General features: G+C 66.0%; 12 protein-coding genes and 1 other RNA gene. 6 read left to right on the top strand and 7 right to left on the bottom strand.

Annotation, left to right across the window (positions count from 1 at the left end; genetic code table 11):
- The first annotated feature begins 26 nt into the window (after positions 1-26).
- From BM252_RS31970 to BM252_RS05845, 5 genes are all read left to right on the top strand, one after another.
- Entirely contained in the window at positions 27-4,610 is a 4,584-nt protein-coding gene (locus BM252_RS31970) for a beta strand repeat-containing protein (RefSeq protein WP_174900429.1), read from the top strand.
- 188 nt (positions 4,611-4,798) lie between these two features.
- Positions 4,799-5,035, top strand: coding sequence for a hypothetical protein (locus tag BM252_RS05860; RefSeq protein ID WP_093384917.1), 237 nt, complete (start codon positions 4,799-4,801; stop codon positions 5,033-5,035).
- On the top strand, positions 5,032-5,343 hold the full coding sequence (locus tag BM252_RS05855; RefSeq protein ID WP_093384914.1) for a cell division protein ZapA: 312 nt from the start codon (positions 5,032-5,034) through the stop codon (positions 5,341-5,343). The genes BM252_RS05860 and BM252_RS05855 overlap by 4 nt, the downstream gene beginning before the upstream one ends.
- Positions 5,344-5,389: 46 nt before the next feature.
- Positions 5,390-5,569, top strand: a non-coding RNA gene (ssrS, locus tag BM252_RS05850) — 6S RNA.
- 86 nt (positions 5,570-5,655) lie between these two features.
- On the top strand, positions 5,656-6,153 hold the full coding sequence (locus BM252_RS05845; RefSeq protein ID WP_093384912.1) for an EVE domain-containing protein: 498 nt from the start codon (positions 5,656-5,658) through the stop codon (positions 6,151-6,153).
- Positions 6,154-6,227: 74 nt separating this feature from the next.
- On the opposite strand, the gene BM252_RS05840 is transcribed toward BM252_RS05845, so the two are convergent.
- A complete protein-coding gene (locus BM252_RS05840) occupies positions 6,228-7,793 on the bottom strand; it encodes a methyl-accepting chemotaxis protein (protein ID WP_093384909.1) in 1,566 nt (521 codons plus the stop codon).
- A gap of 338 nt (positions 7,794-8,131) precedes the next feature.
- Here BM252_RS05840 and BM252_RS05835 point away from each other — a divergent pair, with 338 nt between their 5' ends.
- Positions 8,132-8,935, top strand: coding sequence for a sulfite exporter TauE/SafE family protein (locus tag BM252_RS05835; protein WP_093384905.1), 804 nt, complete (start codon positions 8,132-8,134; stop codon positions 8,933-8,935).
- A gap of 156 nt (positions 8,936-9,091) precedes the next feature.
- Here BM252_RS05835 and BM252_RS05830 read toward each other — a convergent pair whose 3' ends face one another.
- The 6 genes from BM252_RS05830 to BM252_RS05805 all read right to left on the bottom strand — a co-directional run bounded on the left by BM252_RS05830 (position 9,092) and on the right by BM252_RS05805 (position 13,216).
- Entirely contained in the window at positions 9,092-9,379 is a 288-nt protein-coding gene (locus BM252_RS05830; RefSeq protein WP_093384902.1) for a CopG family ribbon-helix-helix protein, read from the bottom strand.
- Between the two features lie 186 nt (positions 9,380-9,565).
- The gene (locus tag BM252_RS05825; RefSeq protein ID WP_093384899.1) at positions 9,566-10,219 is read right to left on the bottom strand and encodes a Shedu anti-phage system protein SduA domain-containing protein; all 654 of its coding nucleotides are present in this window, start codon (positions 10,217-10,219) and stop codon (positions 9,566-9,568) included.
- A gap of 2 nt (positions 10,220-10,221) precedes the next feature.
- Positions 10,222-10,467: a type II toxin-antitoxin system RelE/ParE family toxin gene (locus tag BM252_RS05820; protein ID WP_093384896.1), complete on the bottom strand. Its 246-nt coding sequence runs from the start codon at positions 10,465-10,467 to the stop codon at positions 10,222-10,224.
- Positions 10,468-10,578: 111 nt separating this feature from the next.
- A complete protein-coding gene (locus BM252_RS05815) occupies positions 10,579-11,493 on the bottom strand; it encodes a cupin-like domain-containing protein (RefSeq protein ID WP_245774104.1) in 915 nt (304 codons plus the stop codon).
- 8 nt (positions 11,494-11,501) lie between these two features.
- Entirely contained in the window at positions 11,502-12,320 is an 819-nt protein-coding gene (gene lgt, locus BM252_RS05810; protein ID WP_093384889.1) for a prolipoprotein diacylglyceryl transferase, read from the bottom strand.
- Positions 12,314-13,216 carry a LysR family transcriptional regulator gene (locus tag BM252_RS05805; RefSeq protein ID WP_093384886.1) on the bottom strand — a complete coding sequence of 301 codons (903 nt, stop codon included), beginning with the start codon at positions 13,214-13,216 and terminating at the stop codon, positions 12,314-12,316. The genes lgt and BM252_RS05805 overlap by 7 nt, the downstream gene beginning before the upstream one ends.
- Positions 13,217-13,371: the final 155 nt, after the last annotated feature.

The raw sequence follows: 13,371 nt of genomic DNA, 5'->3' as shown, positions 1-13,371 counted from the left end.
TCAAACCATACATAGAGAGAATACACATGAGCATAGGCAGCTGGATCAAGAAGAACGTGGTCAAGCCCATCGTCAAGGTGGTCGACAAGGTCGGCGACACGGTGAAGGACCTGGGCGGCGACCTGAACGGCATCGGCGACGCCTTCGAGTCGGTCGGCAACGACATCAACGCGGCGGCCAAGAAGATCAGCGAGCTGGGCTACACCAAGAAGAGCCTGGGCAACGGCGACAACAGCTACACGGCCAGCTCGCTGGGCGCCAACATCATCCACGGCGAGGGCGGCAACGACAACATCACAGTCACCGCCGGCGCCTACAACAACCTGTACGGCGACGACGGCAACGACAACATCACCGTCAAGGTCGGCGGCTACAACCGCATCGACGGCGGCAACGGCGACGACACCATCCGCGTCGAGGTGGGCGCCTACAACAAGATCTTCGGCGGCAACGGCAACGACAACGTGACGGTGCTGGCCGGCGCGGCGGCCGACGTCGACCTGGGCGAGGGCAACAACGTCCTGTCGGTCAACAGCGCCTACAACGAAATCGACGCCGGCAACGGCGACGACCGCGTGACGGCCAACGGCGGCTGGAACGACATCGACCTGGACAACGGCAACAACACCGTTACCGCCAACGGCGGCAACAACCTCGTCGCTACCGGCAACGGCAGCGACAACATCAGCGCCAACGGCGGCGCCAACACCATCAACGCCGGCGACGGCGGCAACACCATCAACGCCGGCGGCGCGGCCAACCTCATCAATACCGGCAACGGCAACGACAGCATCAGCGCCAGCGGCGGCGCTAACAAGGTCAACGCCGGCGACGGCGCCAACAGCGTCAACGTTGGCGGCGCGGCCAACATCGTCAACAGCGGCAACGGCAACGACAACATCAGCGCCAACGGCGGCGCCAACAAGGTCAACGCGGGCGAGGGCGCCAACAGCGTCACCGTCGGCGGCGCGGCCAACGTGGTCAACAGCGGCGGCGGCAACGACAACATCACCGCCAACGGCGGCGCCAACGTCGTCGACGCCGGCGCCGGCAACAACACGGCGAGCCTGAACGGCGCCGCCAACGTGTTCAACAGCGGCGCCGGCGCCGACAAGGTCAACGCCAACGGCGGCGCCAACGTCATCAACGTCGGCGGCGGCAACGACAACGTGCTGGCCATCGGCGGCGCCAACGTCGTCACCGCCGGCATCGGCAGCGACACCGTCGTCGCGCTGGGCGGCGCCAACGGCATCAGCGCGGCCGACGGCAACGACAACCTGGTGGCCGGCGGCGGCGCCAACGTGGTCGTCGAGGAGGGCGGCAACAGCAGCATCGTGCTGGGCGGCCTGCTCAACATCGCCTACACGGGCGGCGCCAATAATAAGGTGGTGGCGCTGGGCGACGCCAACGCGCTGGTCAGCAACCAGGGCGGCAACCTGGAGGCGGCCGTCGGCGTCAGCAACGTGCTGCTGGCCAACGGCGGCGGCAACAAGCTGCTCGGCCTGGGCGGCGGCAACCTGGTCGCCGCCACCGTCGGCGGCAACACCGCCGTCGCCATCGGCGGCACCAACATCGTGTTAACCGAGCTGGGCGGCATGGTCAAGGCGGCCAGCGGCGGCCTGGGCAAGGTGCTGGCCGACGTCATGCCGAGCAAGGACGCGGCCAAGGCCATCGGCAACGCCACTGCCAAGTTGGCCGCCGGCATCAACAGCGGCAGCGGCAACGACGTCGTCGTCGCCGTCGGCGGCAACAACGTCGTCTACACCGGCGGCGGCAAGGACGTCGTCACCGCAGCCGGCGGCAACAACATCGTGCTGGCCAACGGCGGCGACAACGTCACCACCGCGCTGGGCGGCAACAACATCGTCGTCAACACGGCGGGCAACAACGTGGTGACGGCGGCCGGCTCGGTCAACGTCGTCGTCACCGGCCTTGGCGACGGCCTGGCCGACGTCAGCGCCAAGCTGTCCGGCGCCGTCGGCGGCAGCGTCACCAAGGCGGTGTCCACCTTCATCGGCGCCAACCTGGCCCACGGCGACGGCAACGACGTGGTCAGCGCCATCGGCTCGAGCAACGTGGTCTACACCGGCAGCGGCAACGACGTCGTCACCGCCATCGGCGCCAACAACGTGGTGTGTAGCGGCAGCGGCAACGACACGGTGACCGCCTTCGGCGCGCGCAACCTGCTGTGGGGCGACGCCGGCGCGGACACCCTGACGGCGGTCGGCGCCAACAACCTGCTGGCCGGCGGCAACTACGCCGAGATCGCCGCCACCGCCGTCGGCCTGCTCGACGCCGTCGCCGCCGGCGGCGCCGCCACCGACCTGGTCGGCAAGGCCGGCCTGTCCGGCCTGGCTTCCGGCCAGTCGGGCCGCGACGTCATGACCGCCTTCGGCAAGAACAACGTGCTGGTCGGCGGCAGCGCCGACACCACCGCCACCGCGCTCGGCGTCAACAACCTGGTCGTCACCGGCGCCGGCAAGGACGTCGTCACCGCGCTGGGCAGCAAGAGCGGCATCGCCACCGGCGCCGGCGACGACGTCGTCACCGTGATCGGAACGAACAACGTGGTGCTGGCCGGCGAGGGCAGGAACGTCGTCACCGCGCTGGGCAAGGCCAACATCATCGAGGGCGGCAGCGGCGACGACGTGCTCACCGCGCTGGCCTTCGGCACGGCGGCCAAATCCGTCAACGTCAACGGCAACCTGATCGTGGCCGGCGACGGCAACAACGTCGAAACCGTGGTCGGCAAGGACAACGCCGTCATCGGCGGCAGCGGCAAGGACGTGCTGGTGATGGTCAGCTACGGCGGCGGCAACACCAGCACCAAGACCAACGAGGTCGAGGGCAGCGGCCAGACCACCACCAGCACCACCAAGGGCAGCACCCAGTTCAACCTGGCCTGGACCGGCGCCGGCAACGACACGGCGGTGGTCTACGGCGACCACAACGTGGTGCTGTCGGACAGCGGCGACGACTTCCTGGTGGTGCTCAACTCGGGCAGCAAGCTGAGCTACAGCAGCACCACCACCGAGGCCGTCGAGGGCGCGGACAAGGCGCAAACCACCAGCCAGGCCAAGGTCAGCATCGACACCGGCATCAACTTCGTCCACGCCGGCGACGGCAACGACACCATGATCCTGGCCGGCACCACCACCATCGGCATGGGCGGCAAGGGCAACGACCTGATCGTCTCGTCGGGCCAGAACAACGTCGCCCTGGGCGGCGCCGGCGACGACGTCATCATCGGCCTGGCCGAGATCACCGTCTTCAACGCCGCCGAGGCCATCGTCGAGAACGACTACGAGTCGGCCGGCGACTGGGTCGGCGCGGCGATGAACGCCAACTTCATCCGCTCGCAGTACGGCGCCCTGTCCAAGGGCAACCTGGGCAGCCTGAACCTGGTGGGCAACGTGATCGTCGGCGGCGACGGCAACGACACCATCTTCGCCACCAACGCCGGCAGCTACGTCGGCGGCGGCAAGGGCAACGACACCATGATGGGCATGGGCTGGGGCGTCATCGACCACCTGCTGGTGGGCAAGGCCAACACCCTGAACGCGGCCTGGAAGGACGCCGGCGCCGGCTTCGACGCCATCACCAAGTACCTCAACACCACCTTGACCGACGAGATCGGCAAGGGTTGGAGCGGCGTGGCCGACGGTATCAAGGCCGAGCTGGCCAAGGCGACGGCCAGCGGCGCCAAGCTGGCCGACGGTCTCAACACGGTGGCCAACGACGCGCTGGCCGGCGTGGCCGGCGTGACCGGCCTGTCGGCCTCTGGCATCGACGTGGCCAGCCCGCTGAAGGCCGCGCTGGACGGCGGCAAGAGCGGCCTGAACACGGCCGTCAACGGCATCAGCAGCGGCGTCAACTACGTCGCCGACGCCGACGTCGGCACGGCGCTGGCCGACGCCGTGGCGTGGACCGGCGACGCGCTGAAGACCGCCTCCAACGCCAGCGGCAACGGCGTCGACTGGCTCGGCAAGTACCTGGGCATCAACCTGCACCTGAGCGAGTTCCAGGGCGCCGATTTCTTCATCGCCGGCCTGATGGCCTACTCGCTGGGCTACAAGTATGCCGGCAACAACCGCCTGTTCGGCGGCGACGGCGACGACACCTTCTACAGCGGCATGGGCAACGACGCGCTGTACGGCGGCGCCGGCAAGGACAGCTACGTGATGTCGATGGGCGACGGCAAGGACAAGGTCTACGACACGTCCGGCAGCGGCGACGTGCTCAAGTTCACCGGCAACAAGCTGTTCAGTTCGGTGGCGATGGGCGCCGACCACGTCAAGGCCAACATCGACGGCAGCGACCTGGTCATCAACTATGTCGATGGCGGCAAGTCCTACGCCCAGTTCACCGTGGTCGACTACGCCAAGACCGGCTTCAGCGAAGTGGACGTGGTCGACGCCGCCGGCAAGCAGGTCGCCGCGCTCAGTATGGCCGACTTGATCGCCCATGCCGAGCACGGCGCCGACAGCTATGCCATGGCCGCCACCTGGACGGCGGACCGCCTGCACAGCTTCGCCGACCTGTTGACGGCGTCCATCACCGGCGGCGACGACGCCGTGCAGTTGGTCGGCGTCGGCACGGCGACGGTCTGATCCGGCCAGCGGGAAGGCCGCGCGGCCACCGCCGCGCGGCCGATTTGCTGATTAAAAAGGCAATTTCCCTGCCGGCGGCGCCCTCGCGCGCCGTCGGCGCACGTGGATGCCCCGCCAAGCGTGGAAATATGCGCGTCCCGCACGTGTAGCTGTTGACTCGCCTTCGCAAGCCGCCCTATAGTGACGGGATGATTTCCGAATTCCAAGAACTATCCGACAAAATCGACCAGTTGGCCGCGATGACCCAGGCCTTGCGCCGGGAGAACGCCCAATTGCGCCAAGCCAACTCCGCCCTGGTGGTGGAGAACCTCGGCTACCAGGCCCGCTTGAGCGAGGCCGCCGGCCGCGTCGAGGCGCTGCTCGAGCAGATCCCCGCGCTGGTGGCCGAATCCATGGCGTCGGCCGACACCGAGGACGCGCAATGATCCAGCTCGACGTGGCCATCATGGGCCAACCCTACCGCCTGGTCTGCAAGGCCGACGAGGAGAGGGCGCTGCGCGAGGCGGCCGCCTTCCTCGACAAGAAGATGTGCTCGATCCGCGACGCCGGCAAGGTCAAGGGCAACGACCGCATCGCCGTCATGGCGGCGCTGGGCATGGCGGCCGAATTCCTCTCGGTGAAATCGCCGCAGGGACCGTTGTCGGACCTGTCGATCCTCGAGGTGCAGCAGAAGATCAGCGCCATGCACAAGGTGTTGGACGGCGCGCTGACGCCGCAGGAAGCCTTGTTTTAATTCGTCAAAGCTCTTCCCCTCGCCGGGACAAGAGAGTAAACTTCGTGGCACCCTGCAGTGTTCGCGATTGTCATATATTCCTTGAACCATTTATGTGCACCGGTTGCGGGATTTTGTTTGATGGGAGTGAGCGTCGCTAGTCCGACGAACCCGAAGTTGAACTAACTGTGACCACCTTGAACCGTTTGGTTCGGGATGCCGGCATAGCGGCACAGGCGGGGTACTATTCCAAAAGAGCGGTTGCGAACATCGAGTGCGCAGCCGCTTTTTTACGTCCCTAGTGTCTAGGTTTGTCCGTCTGGAGAGAGCGCGATGCAATACTGGTTGATGAAATCCGAGCCGGACGAGGTCAGCATCGACGACGTGCTGGCCGCGCCCGGCCACACCGTCTCGTGGTTCGGCGTGCGCAATTACCAGGCGCGCAACTTCATGCGCGACGCCATGCGGCCCGGCGACGGCGTGCTGTTCTACCACTCCAGCTGCGCCCAGCCCGGCGTGGCCGGCCTGGCCGAGGTGGCCAGCGCCGCCTATCCCGACGCCACCCAGTTCGCCGCCGGCGGCAAATACCACGACCCCAAGGCCACGCCGGAGCAGCCGCGCTGGAGCGCGGTCGACGTGCGCGCGCTAAGGAAGACCCGGCTGCTGCCGCTGGCCGAGATGCGCACCATTCCCGCGCTGGAGGACATGCTGCTGCTGCAAAAGGGCAGCCGCCTGTCGATCACGCCGGTCAGCGCCGGCCAGTGGAACGCCATCGTCAAGCTGCTTGGGGCCGGCGCCGCGTCCCTAGAAGGGTCAGACCCTAGGGTCTGACCCTGGCGCTTTGCCTGTTGCGCAGCCCCCGACCTTGATCGGCATGGGCGCTCGACTCCGCGCCCGGACGGCGCTCAACGCGGCAGTGCCGCCACGCCGCCCTCGTTGAGCTTGAACACGCTGACCACCTCGGCCAGCGCGGCCGCCTGCTCCTGCAGCGAGGCCGCCGCCGCCGCCGCCTGCTCGACCAGCGAGGCGTTTTGCTGGGTCACCTCGTCCATCTGCGTGATGGCCTCGTTGACCTGCTCGATGCCGACGCTCTGCTCGGCGCTGGCGGTGGTGATCTCGCCCATGATGTCGGTGACGCGCTGGATGCTGTCGACCACCTCGCGCATGGTCGCGCCGGCCTTGGTCACCTGGGCGCTGCCGGCGTCGACCTTGCTGGTCGAGTCGTTGATCAGTTCCTTGATCTCGCGCGCGGCGGCGGCGCTGCGCTGGGCCAGGTTGCGCACCTCGCTGGCGACCACGGCGAAGCCACGGCCCTGCTCGCCGGCCCGCGCCGCCTCGACCGCCGCGTTCAGCGCCAAAATGTTGGTCTGGAAGGCGATGCCGTCGATCACGCTGATGATGTCACCGATCTTGCGCGCCGACTCGTGGATCGCCGCCATGGTGGCGACCACCTCGGCCACGGCGGCGCCGCCGCCCTGCGCCACCGAGGAGGCGGTCTGCGCCAGCGTGTTGGCCTGGCGCGCGTTGTCGGCGTTTTGCCGCACCGTCGAGGTCAGCTCCTCCATCGACGAGGCGGTCTGCTCCAGGCTGCTGGCCTGGTGCTCGGTGCGCGCCGACAAGTCCATATTGCCGGCGGCGATCTCGCTGCTGCCGCTGGCGATGTTGCCGGTGCCGTTGCGCACGTCGATAACGATGTGCAACAGGCTGTCGTTCATCGTCTTGAGCGCCTGCAGCAGGCGGCCCGTCTCGTCGGCCGAGTCGACCGTGATCTCGCTGCGCAGGTCCTTGTTGGCGACGGCGACGGCGATGTCGACGGCGTGGTGCAGCGGCACGATGATGCCGCGCGTCAGCCACCAGGCGCAGGCCACGCCGCACAGTAGCACCAGCGTGCCGAAGCCGAGCATGAAGTTGCGGCTGTGCTTGTAGACCGAGTTGATCTCGGCCGCCGTCGCGTCGATGCTGGCGCGCTGCATGTTGAGCAGGGTCTGCAGGCTGCCCAGGTACTGCTTGCCGGCCGGCACGAACTGCTGGTCCAGCAGCGCGTTGGCCTGCTCCGACTGGCCCTCGGCCTTCAGCTTGCCGACGTTGTCGCGGATCGCCAGGTAGTTCTTGCGCGCCACCTTCATTTCTTCAAATTTTTCCTTCTCCTGCGCCGTCTCGAGCAGCGCCTCGACCTTCTGCTGCAGCGCGTTGACGTCGCGCGCGGAGTTGGCCACGTCCTCGGTGAAGAAGGCCACCAGCGAGGCGTCGCTGCTCTTCGCCATGGCGCCGGTGCGGCGCACGCTGGTGTGGATCAGCGTATACCAGTCGGCCACCATGCGCTCCTTGGCCAGCGGCTGATGCATCATGTTCTGCGTGCCCTCGGCGACGGTTTGCAGGTTGTGGATGCCGATCACCGTCATCAGCATCATCAAGGCCAGCAGCAGGGCGAAGCCGGCGGCGAGGCGGGTACCGATATTCAAATTCTTCATGATAGGGCGGCGCCGGCGAAGGCGCGAATTGTTTAAGGAGTGAAGGCGCGCGCAATGCGTGGCGTCAACAATATCGCAAAAAATTCCACAAAGAAAGCGCTAGTGACTTTCGTTTCCGCAATATATTGCCCTGTTGCCAATATGCGACGGGGCGCGGCCATGGTGTACCATCGAGCAATATTGCCGCGTGCCACGAGCGCGGCGTCCGCTCGACAACCTCCACGGTCCGCCATCGCCATGTCCTCGCCTTCGCCGTTCTTCGCCGCCGCCACGCCGGCCCATGTTCATCCGCCGGGCCCGCGTGGCGTCGCGCCGGCCCGCGCGCCAGGGGGCCGCTGATGGACTGGGGACTGGTGCTGGTGTTGTTGTTGATGGGCGCCTTCGGCGGCTTCTCGGCCGGATTGCTGGGCATAGGCGGCGGCATGATCCTGGTGCCCTTCATCACCATGATCTTCAGCGCGCGCGGCTTCGCGCCCGAGGTGATCGTCCACATGGCCATCGCCACCTCGCTCGGCACGATCTTGTTCACCTCGATGTCCTCGGTGCGCGCCCACCACCTGCACGGCGCGGTGCGCTGGCGCATCGTCGCGCTGCTGTCGCCGGGCATCCTGCTCGGCTCGTGGATCGGGCCGTGGATAGGCAAGCAGATGTCGTCGACCGTGCTGGCGCTGTTCTTCGGCCTGTTCATCTCCTTCTCGGCGACACAGATGCTGCTGGGGAAAAAGCCCAGCGGCGGGCGCGAGCTGCCCGGCACTGTCGGCATGTTCGCCGCCGGCGGCCTGATCGGCCTGCTGGCCGGGCTGGTGGGGGCGGGCGGCGGCTTCATCTCCATCCCCTTCATGGGCTGGTGCAATGTGAAGATCCACAACGCCGTCGCCACCAGCGCCGCGCTCGGCTTCCCGATCGCGCTGGCCGGCACCTTGTCGAACATTTTCTATGGTTGGGGAGTGGCCGATTTGCCGCCGTACTCGCTGGGTTTCATCTACCTGCCGGCGCTGGCGGTGATCGCCACCGCCAGCGTGCTGTTCGCCCCGCTCGGCGCGCGCACCGCGCACCGCTTGCCGGTGGCGACGCTGAAGAAGGTGTTCGCCGTGGTGCTGTACTGCCTGGCCGCGTATATGTTGTGGAAGGCTTTCCACTAGCTGTAGCGAGCTGCGTTTGAAACCGCTCCGACCTGCATTTGACGAAATTCTCGGCCAGGACCAACTGCAACTGACACGCCTCTCAAACCAGCATTTGCAAATGAACCTGCATTCAGCAGCAGTCTTGAATCGCCCCTGGCGTCCAAAACAACTCAATCATTCTGCGGCTTCCAGCCGACGATGTGTGGCGGCGCGCTTGGCGGCGAACTTGGCTTCAACCTCAGCGGCCGGGATCTGCTTGCCGGCATTGGCCGAGTCCAGGCCGATCTGCACTTGGCGACGAAACCCTGCGTCTTGTTCTACCGCTTCCTGCTGCTGCCGAACAAAGTCACGCATGAAGGCGCGCAGCAGCTGGGCGCCGGTACGGTCGCGGCCCTTGGCGGCTGTCATGAATTGCTCTTTCAGGCTCTCATCGACTCGGAAGGTAAAGCTTGCTTCGCTCATGGACTTACCCCTATGTGTCACAACGCAATCACATGGTAGCGCAGGCAAGGGTCGGCCGCCGTTTGGCGAACGGAGGTTTGTTGCACCTTCAGGCCGCGCCAGTTGTATTTGCATTTGTTGCTAGTCGGCCTAGATCAGCCACAGGTCGCTACAACTAGCCGCCTGCGGTCACCGGATCGTGTGGCGCTAGACTGTTTCCGCTAGATCAATTAGCGTGTCGTAGTGCCCCCTGAGCTCTCGAGCGAGTTCGTCGAAGGTAAAACAATGCAGATGTTGACTGTTGATTACGGTGTACTTCCTGCGCCATTCGAATCGCTGGCTTAGACCTGTTTTCTTCAAAAACTGGTCACGTCCAAGCACAAGGATTCCGACGTAATCAATCTTCGGCGCACCGAAATGCTCGTCAATTTTGCTCGTTCTCTGGTAATCATCGAGGCGGAAGTACCAGTCAACCACTTGACTAAAGCCGTGTTCAAACGTCTTCGCCCATTGATAGCTCTGGTTCGCTTTCGTTTTAGCCTTGGTGGCAAAAATGCTGTCCTTCTTCGCATGCTCAAACTCAACGAAAAGAAATTTTGTGCGATCCTCATTTGCCACCGCATAGTCGGCGCGGAATTCTTGTACAACAGAACATTCGGGAAGGTAGGCTGCTGGCAGTAGTCCTGGGCAAAATGCGCGCGACATGAGCAGCAAGAGGTGCGGATGCGATGTGAAGAATTCCTGCAAGCCTCCTGGCCCGGTTTCCTCTAACTGCTCGTTGTCCGTTAGTAGTTTGTCCAGCGCCGCCAAGTCGGCATGAGCCTGACGTAAGTCTAGCTTCAAGCCGATCATTTCGATCATTGCTAAGCTTCCGAGCGCGGCACGATGTCGAGTACCTGAATCACTCCTTCGCCCGGCTGGTAGAACAAGCGGAAATCCTTGATTCTCGCGACAAGAACGCCGGGGCGCGAGTTGGAAGATCTGACCTGTTCGACGGGCAGGGCCTTGCCGGACTCAAAGGCACGAAGTACTTCTGCCAGCCCTTGCTTCAATTCACCTTCCGCCTTTTGGAGCGCAATAGTCGCCCGCTGCGTCATTTCCACTTGCATGAATTTGCTCCTTGGTAGGTGCTCGCTGGTGCAACAATTTTACATCGGATCGCGTCCGATCAGATAATTGTGGGCGCGTAGCAAAAGGTGCTTTGTCGCCGGTGGCTGTTGCTAGTCGGCAGGGCGTTGCAGGGAGGTGTCGCCGGTCAACGCGAACGGCAGCGCCCTGGCCCAGCGGTTGGAGGACAGCGAAAACGTCAGCGCGCGCACCTGGTGATACCAGCCGGCGGGCACATACAGCAGGTCGCCGGGGTTGACGATGACCTCGATCATCAACGCTTGGCGGGCCAGGGGGAACTTATCGAAGTCCGGCGCCTCGGGGTCGAACGGCGAACCGAACAGGATGGCGTTCGCCTCGCGCGGGTAAAGGAACTCGTCGTGGTGCGGCGGCGACAGGAAGATCCGTTTGGTCCCCCAGATCTGCGCGAAGATGTTGTCGTCGTAGTCGCAGTGCAACGGCGTCACCGTTCCCGCCGGGCCGAGCCAAAAGCGCGGCGGACCCATTTTGTCGAAGTAGGTGGGCCAGTGGCATAGGCGATTCAGTTCGCGCAGTTCCAGATTGCCCAGGTAGGGCGGCAGCTCGTGCGCGCCGCTGGCGACCAGCTCGAGATACTCGAGCATCGACATGTCCTGCATCGCCCGGTCGGTCGCGAACGCCGTGTTGATGTAGTCGCCCACCCGCGCCCGCACGGGCAGGTGGCTATAGTGCTCGCGCAGCGTTTGCGGCGTCAGGGCGGTCAGCGGCCAACGGTTGACCAGCCCGCTCGTCAGGAACGGCAGGCCCTGGGCGGCGCGGGCGCGGAAGGCCTTGGCGTCGAGCGAACCCAAACGCGGCACGGCGGCAATGGTCGGCAGCCCGCGCGCGGCGCGCTTGATCGCCTCGCGCATGTCGTCGATCGAGCTGACGCCGCGCACCAGCGCGTCCCGTTGCTCGCGCGCCAGCCTTCTGGCGGCGACCGCCTCGGGCGAGTCGCCCTCCGTCTCCTGCCGCGTCGGCGGCAAGCGTGGCGTTTCGCGCACGCTCACGCCGGCGCTCACGCCAAGGCCCGCGCCGTGCGCGTGCCCTTGTCGCGGTAGGCCCAGGCCAGCAGCACTAGTGCGCCGACGATCATCGGCAGCGACAGCACCTGGCCAGAGGAGATGTTGAAGCCGGCGAACTCGACTTCCCAGTCCGGCGTGCGGAAGTACTCGGTGAAGAAGCGCGCGCAGCCGTACAGCAGAGTGTACATGGCGCCGACGGCCAGCCGTGGCCGCTCCTTGCGCGCGTACAGCCACAGCAGCACGAACACCAGCAGGCCGTCCACCAGCAGCTGGTAGATCGGCGACGGGTGGCGCGGCAGCGCGTCGACGTTGGGCCAGATCATCGCCCACGGCAGGCTGGCGTCGGCCACGCGGCCGGGCAGCTCGGCGTTGATGAAGTTGCCCAGGCGGCCGCAGGCGTAGCCCAGCGGCACCAGCGGGGCGATGAAGTCGTACACGTCGAGCAGGTTGCGGCCGGACTTGCGCGCCCAGAAGGCCATCGCCAGCATCACGCCGATGAAGCCGCCGTGGAAGGACATGCCGCCGTGCCACACCTGCAAGATCTCCAGCGGGTGGGCGAAGAAGTAGCCGGGGCGGTAGAACAGCACCTCGCCCAGGCGGCCGCCGAGCACCACGCCGAGCATGCCGTAGAACAGCATGTCGTCCAGGTCGACGTTCTTCCAGGCCAGCGCGGCGATGTGCGGCTGGCGGATGCGCACCCGGCCCAGGGCGATGAACAGGGCGAAGGCCAGCACGTACATCAGGCCGTACCAGTGGATCTGCACCGGCCCCAGCGAGAGGGCGATCGGGTTGGGCATCGGGTGTATCAGCATTGTGTGTTCTTTCGTAGTAATTCCAAAAAGCCCTGCAGCACCGGCGAGTCGTTGTCGCGGCGCCAGGCCAGCCCGGTCTCCACTTGTGGCGTGGGATCGGACAGCGAGCGGTATTCTACTCCGGGGCGCATCAGCTTCGACACCGATTGTGGCACAAGGGCGATGCCCATGCCGGCCGACACCAGGCTGACGATGGTCTGCATCTGGATCGCCTCCTGGCCGATGGGCGGCGTGACGCCGGCGCCGCGGAACACCGACAAGATGGCGTCGTGCAGGGCCGGCGAGATGGCGCGTGGGAAGATGATCAGCGGCAGCGGCGGCAGGCCGGCCAGCGCCACCGGCCCCGGCTTCTTCAAGGCCGCCAGCCCGCTCGGTGCGGCCAGCACCAGCGGCTCCTTGAGCACCGGCAGGTAGTCCAGCTCGACCCTGGCGCGGTCGGGCAGCGGCGGGATCAGCAGGCCGGCGTCGATGCGCTGGTGCAGCAGGTCGTCCAGCTGCAGGTCGGAGGTGGCCTCCAGCAGCGTGATCTGCACCTGCGGATAGGCCGCGCGGTAGGCGCGCAGGAAGGGCGGCAGCACGCTGTAGTCGGCCGAGGAGACGAAGGCCAGCGTCAGCCGGCCGACCTCGCCGGCGGCGGCCCGTTGCACCAACTGCGGCAGCGCCTGCGCCTGCGCCAGCAGGCGGCGCGCCTCGGGCAGCAGGGCGGCGCCGGCCGCCGTCAGCGCCACGCCGCGCCGGTTGCGCTCGAACAGGGCGGCGCCCAGCAGCTCCTCGAGCGCCAGGATGGTCTGCGACAGCGGCGGCTGGGTCATGTGCAGGCGCAGCGCGGCCTTGCCGAAGTGCAGCTCCTCGGCGACGCTGACGAAGTAGCGCAGTTGGCGCAGTTCCAGATTCATCGATATGCGTTTCTATTTAAATTGGCGAGTTCGATATCTTTTGCGACTCACAGACAGGCGAATGATATATTTGACACCCGCCCCCGCGCAAGGCAATCTGGTGGTCATTACGCTGCGCCCCAACACCCCAATACCGCGCCCCCGCGCCAGCCGCG

It is taken from the genome of Rugamonas rubra (genome assembly GCF_900114705.1).
GTDB classification, from domain to species: Bacteria; Pseudomonadota; Gammaproteobacteria; order Burkholderiales; family Burkholderiaceae_D; genus Rugamonas; species Rugamonas rubra.
This window is presented reverse-complemented; position numbering and strand designations above follow the sequence as displayed.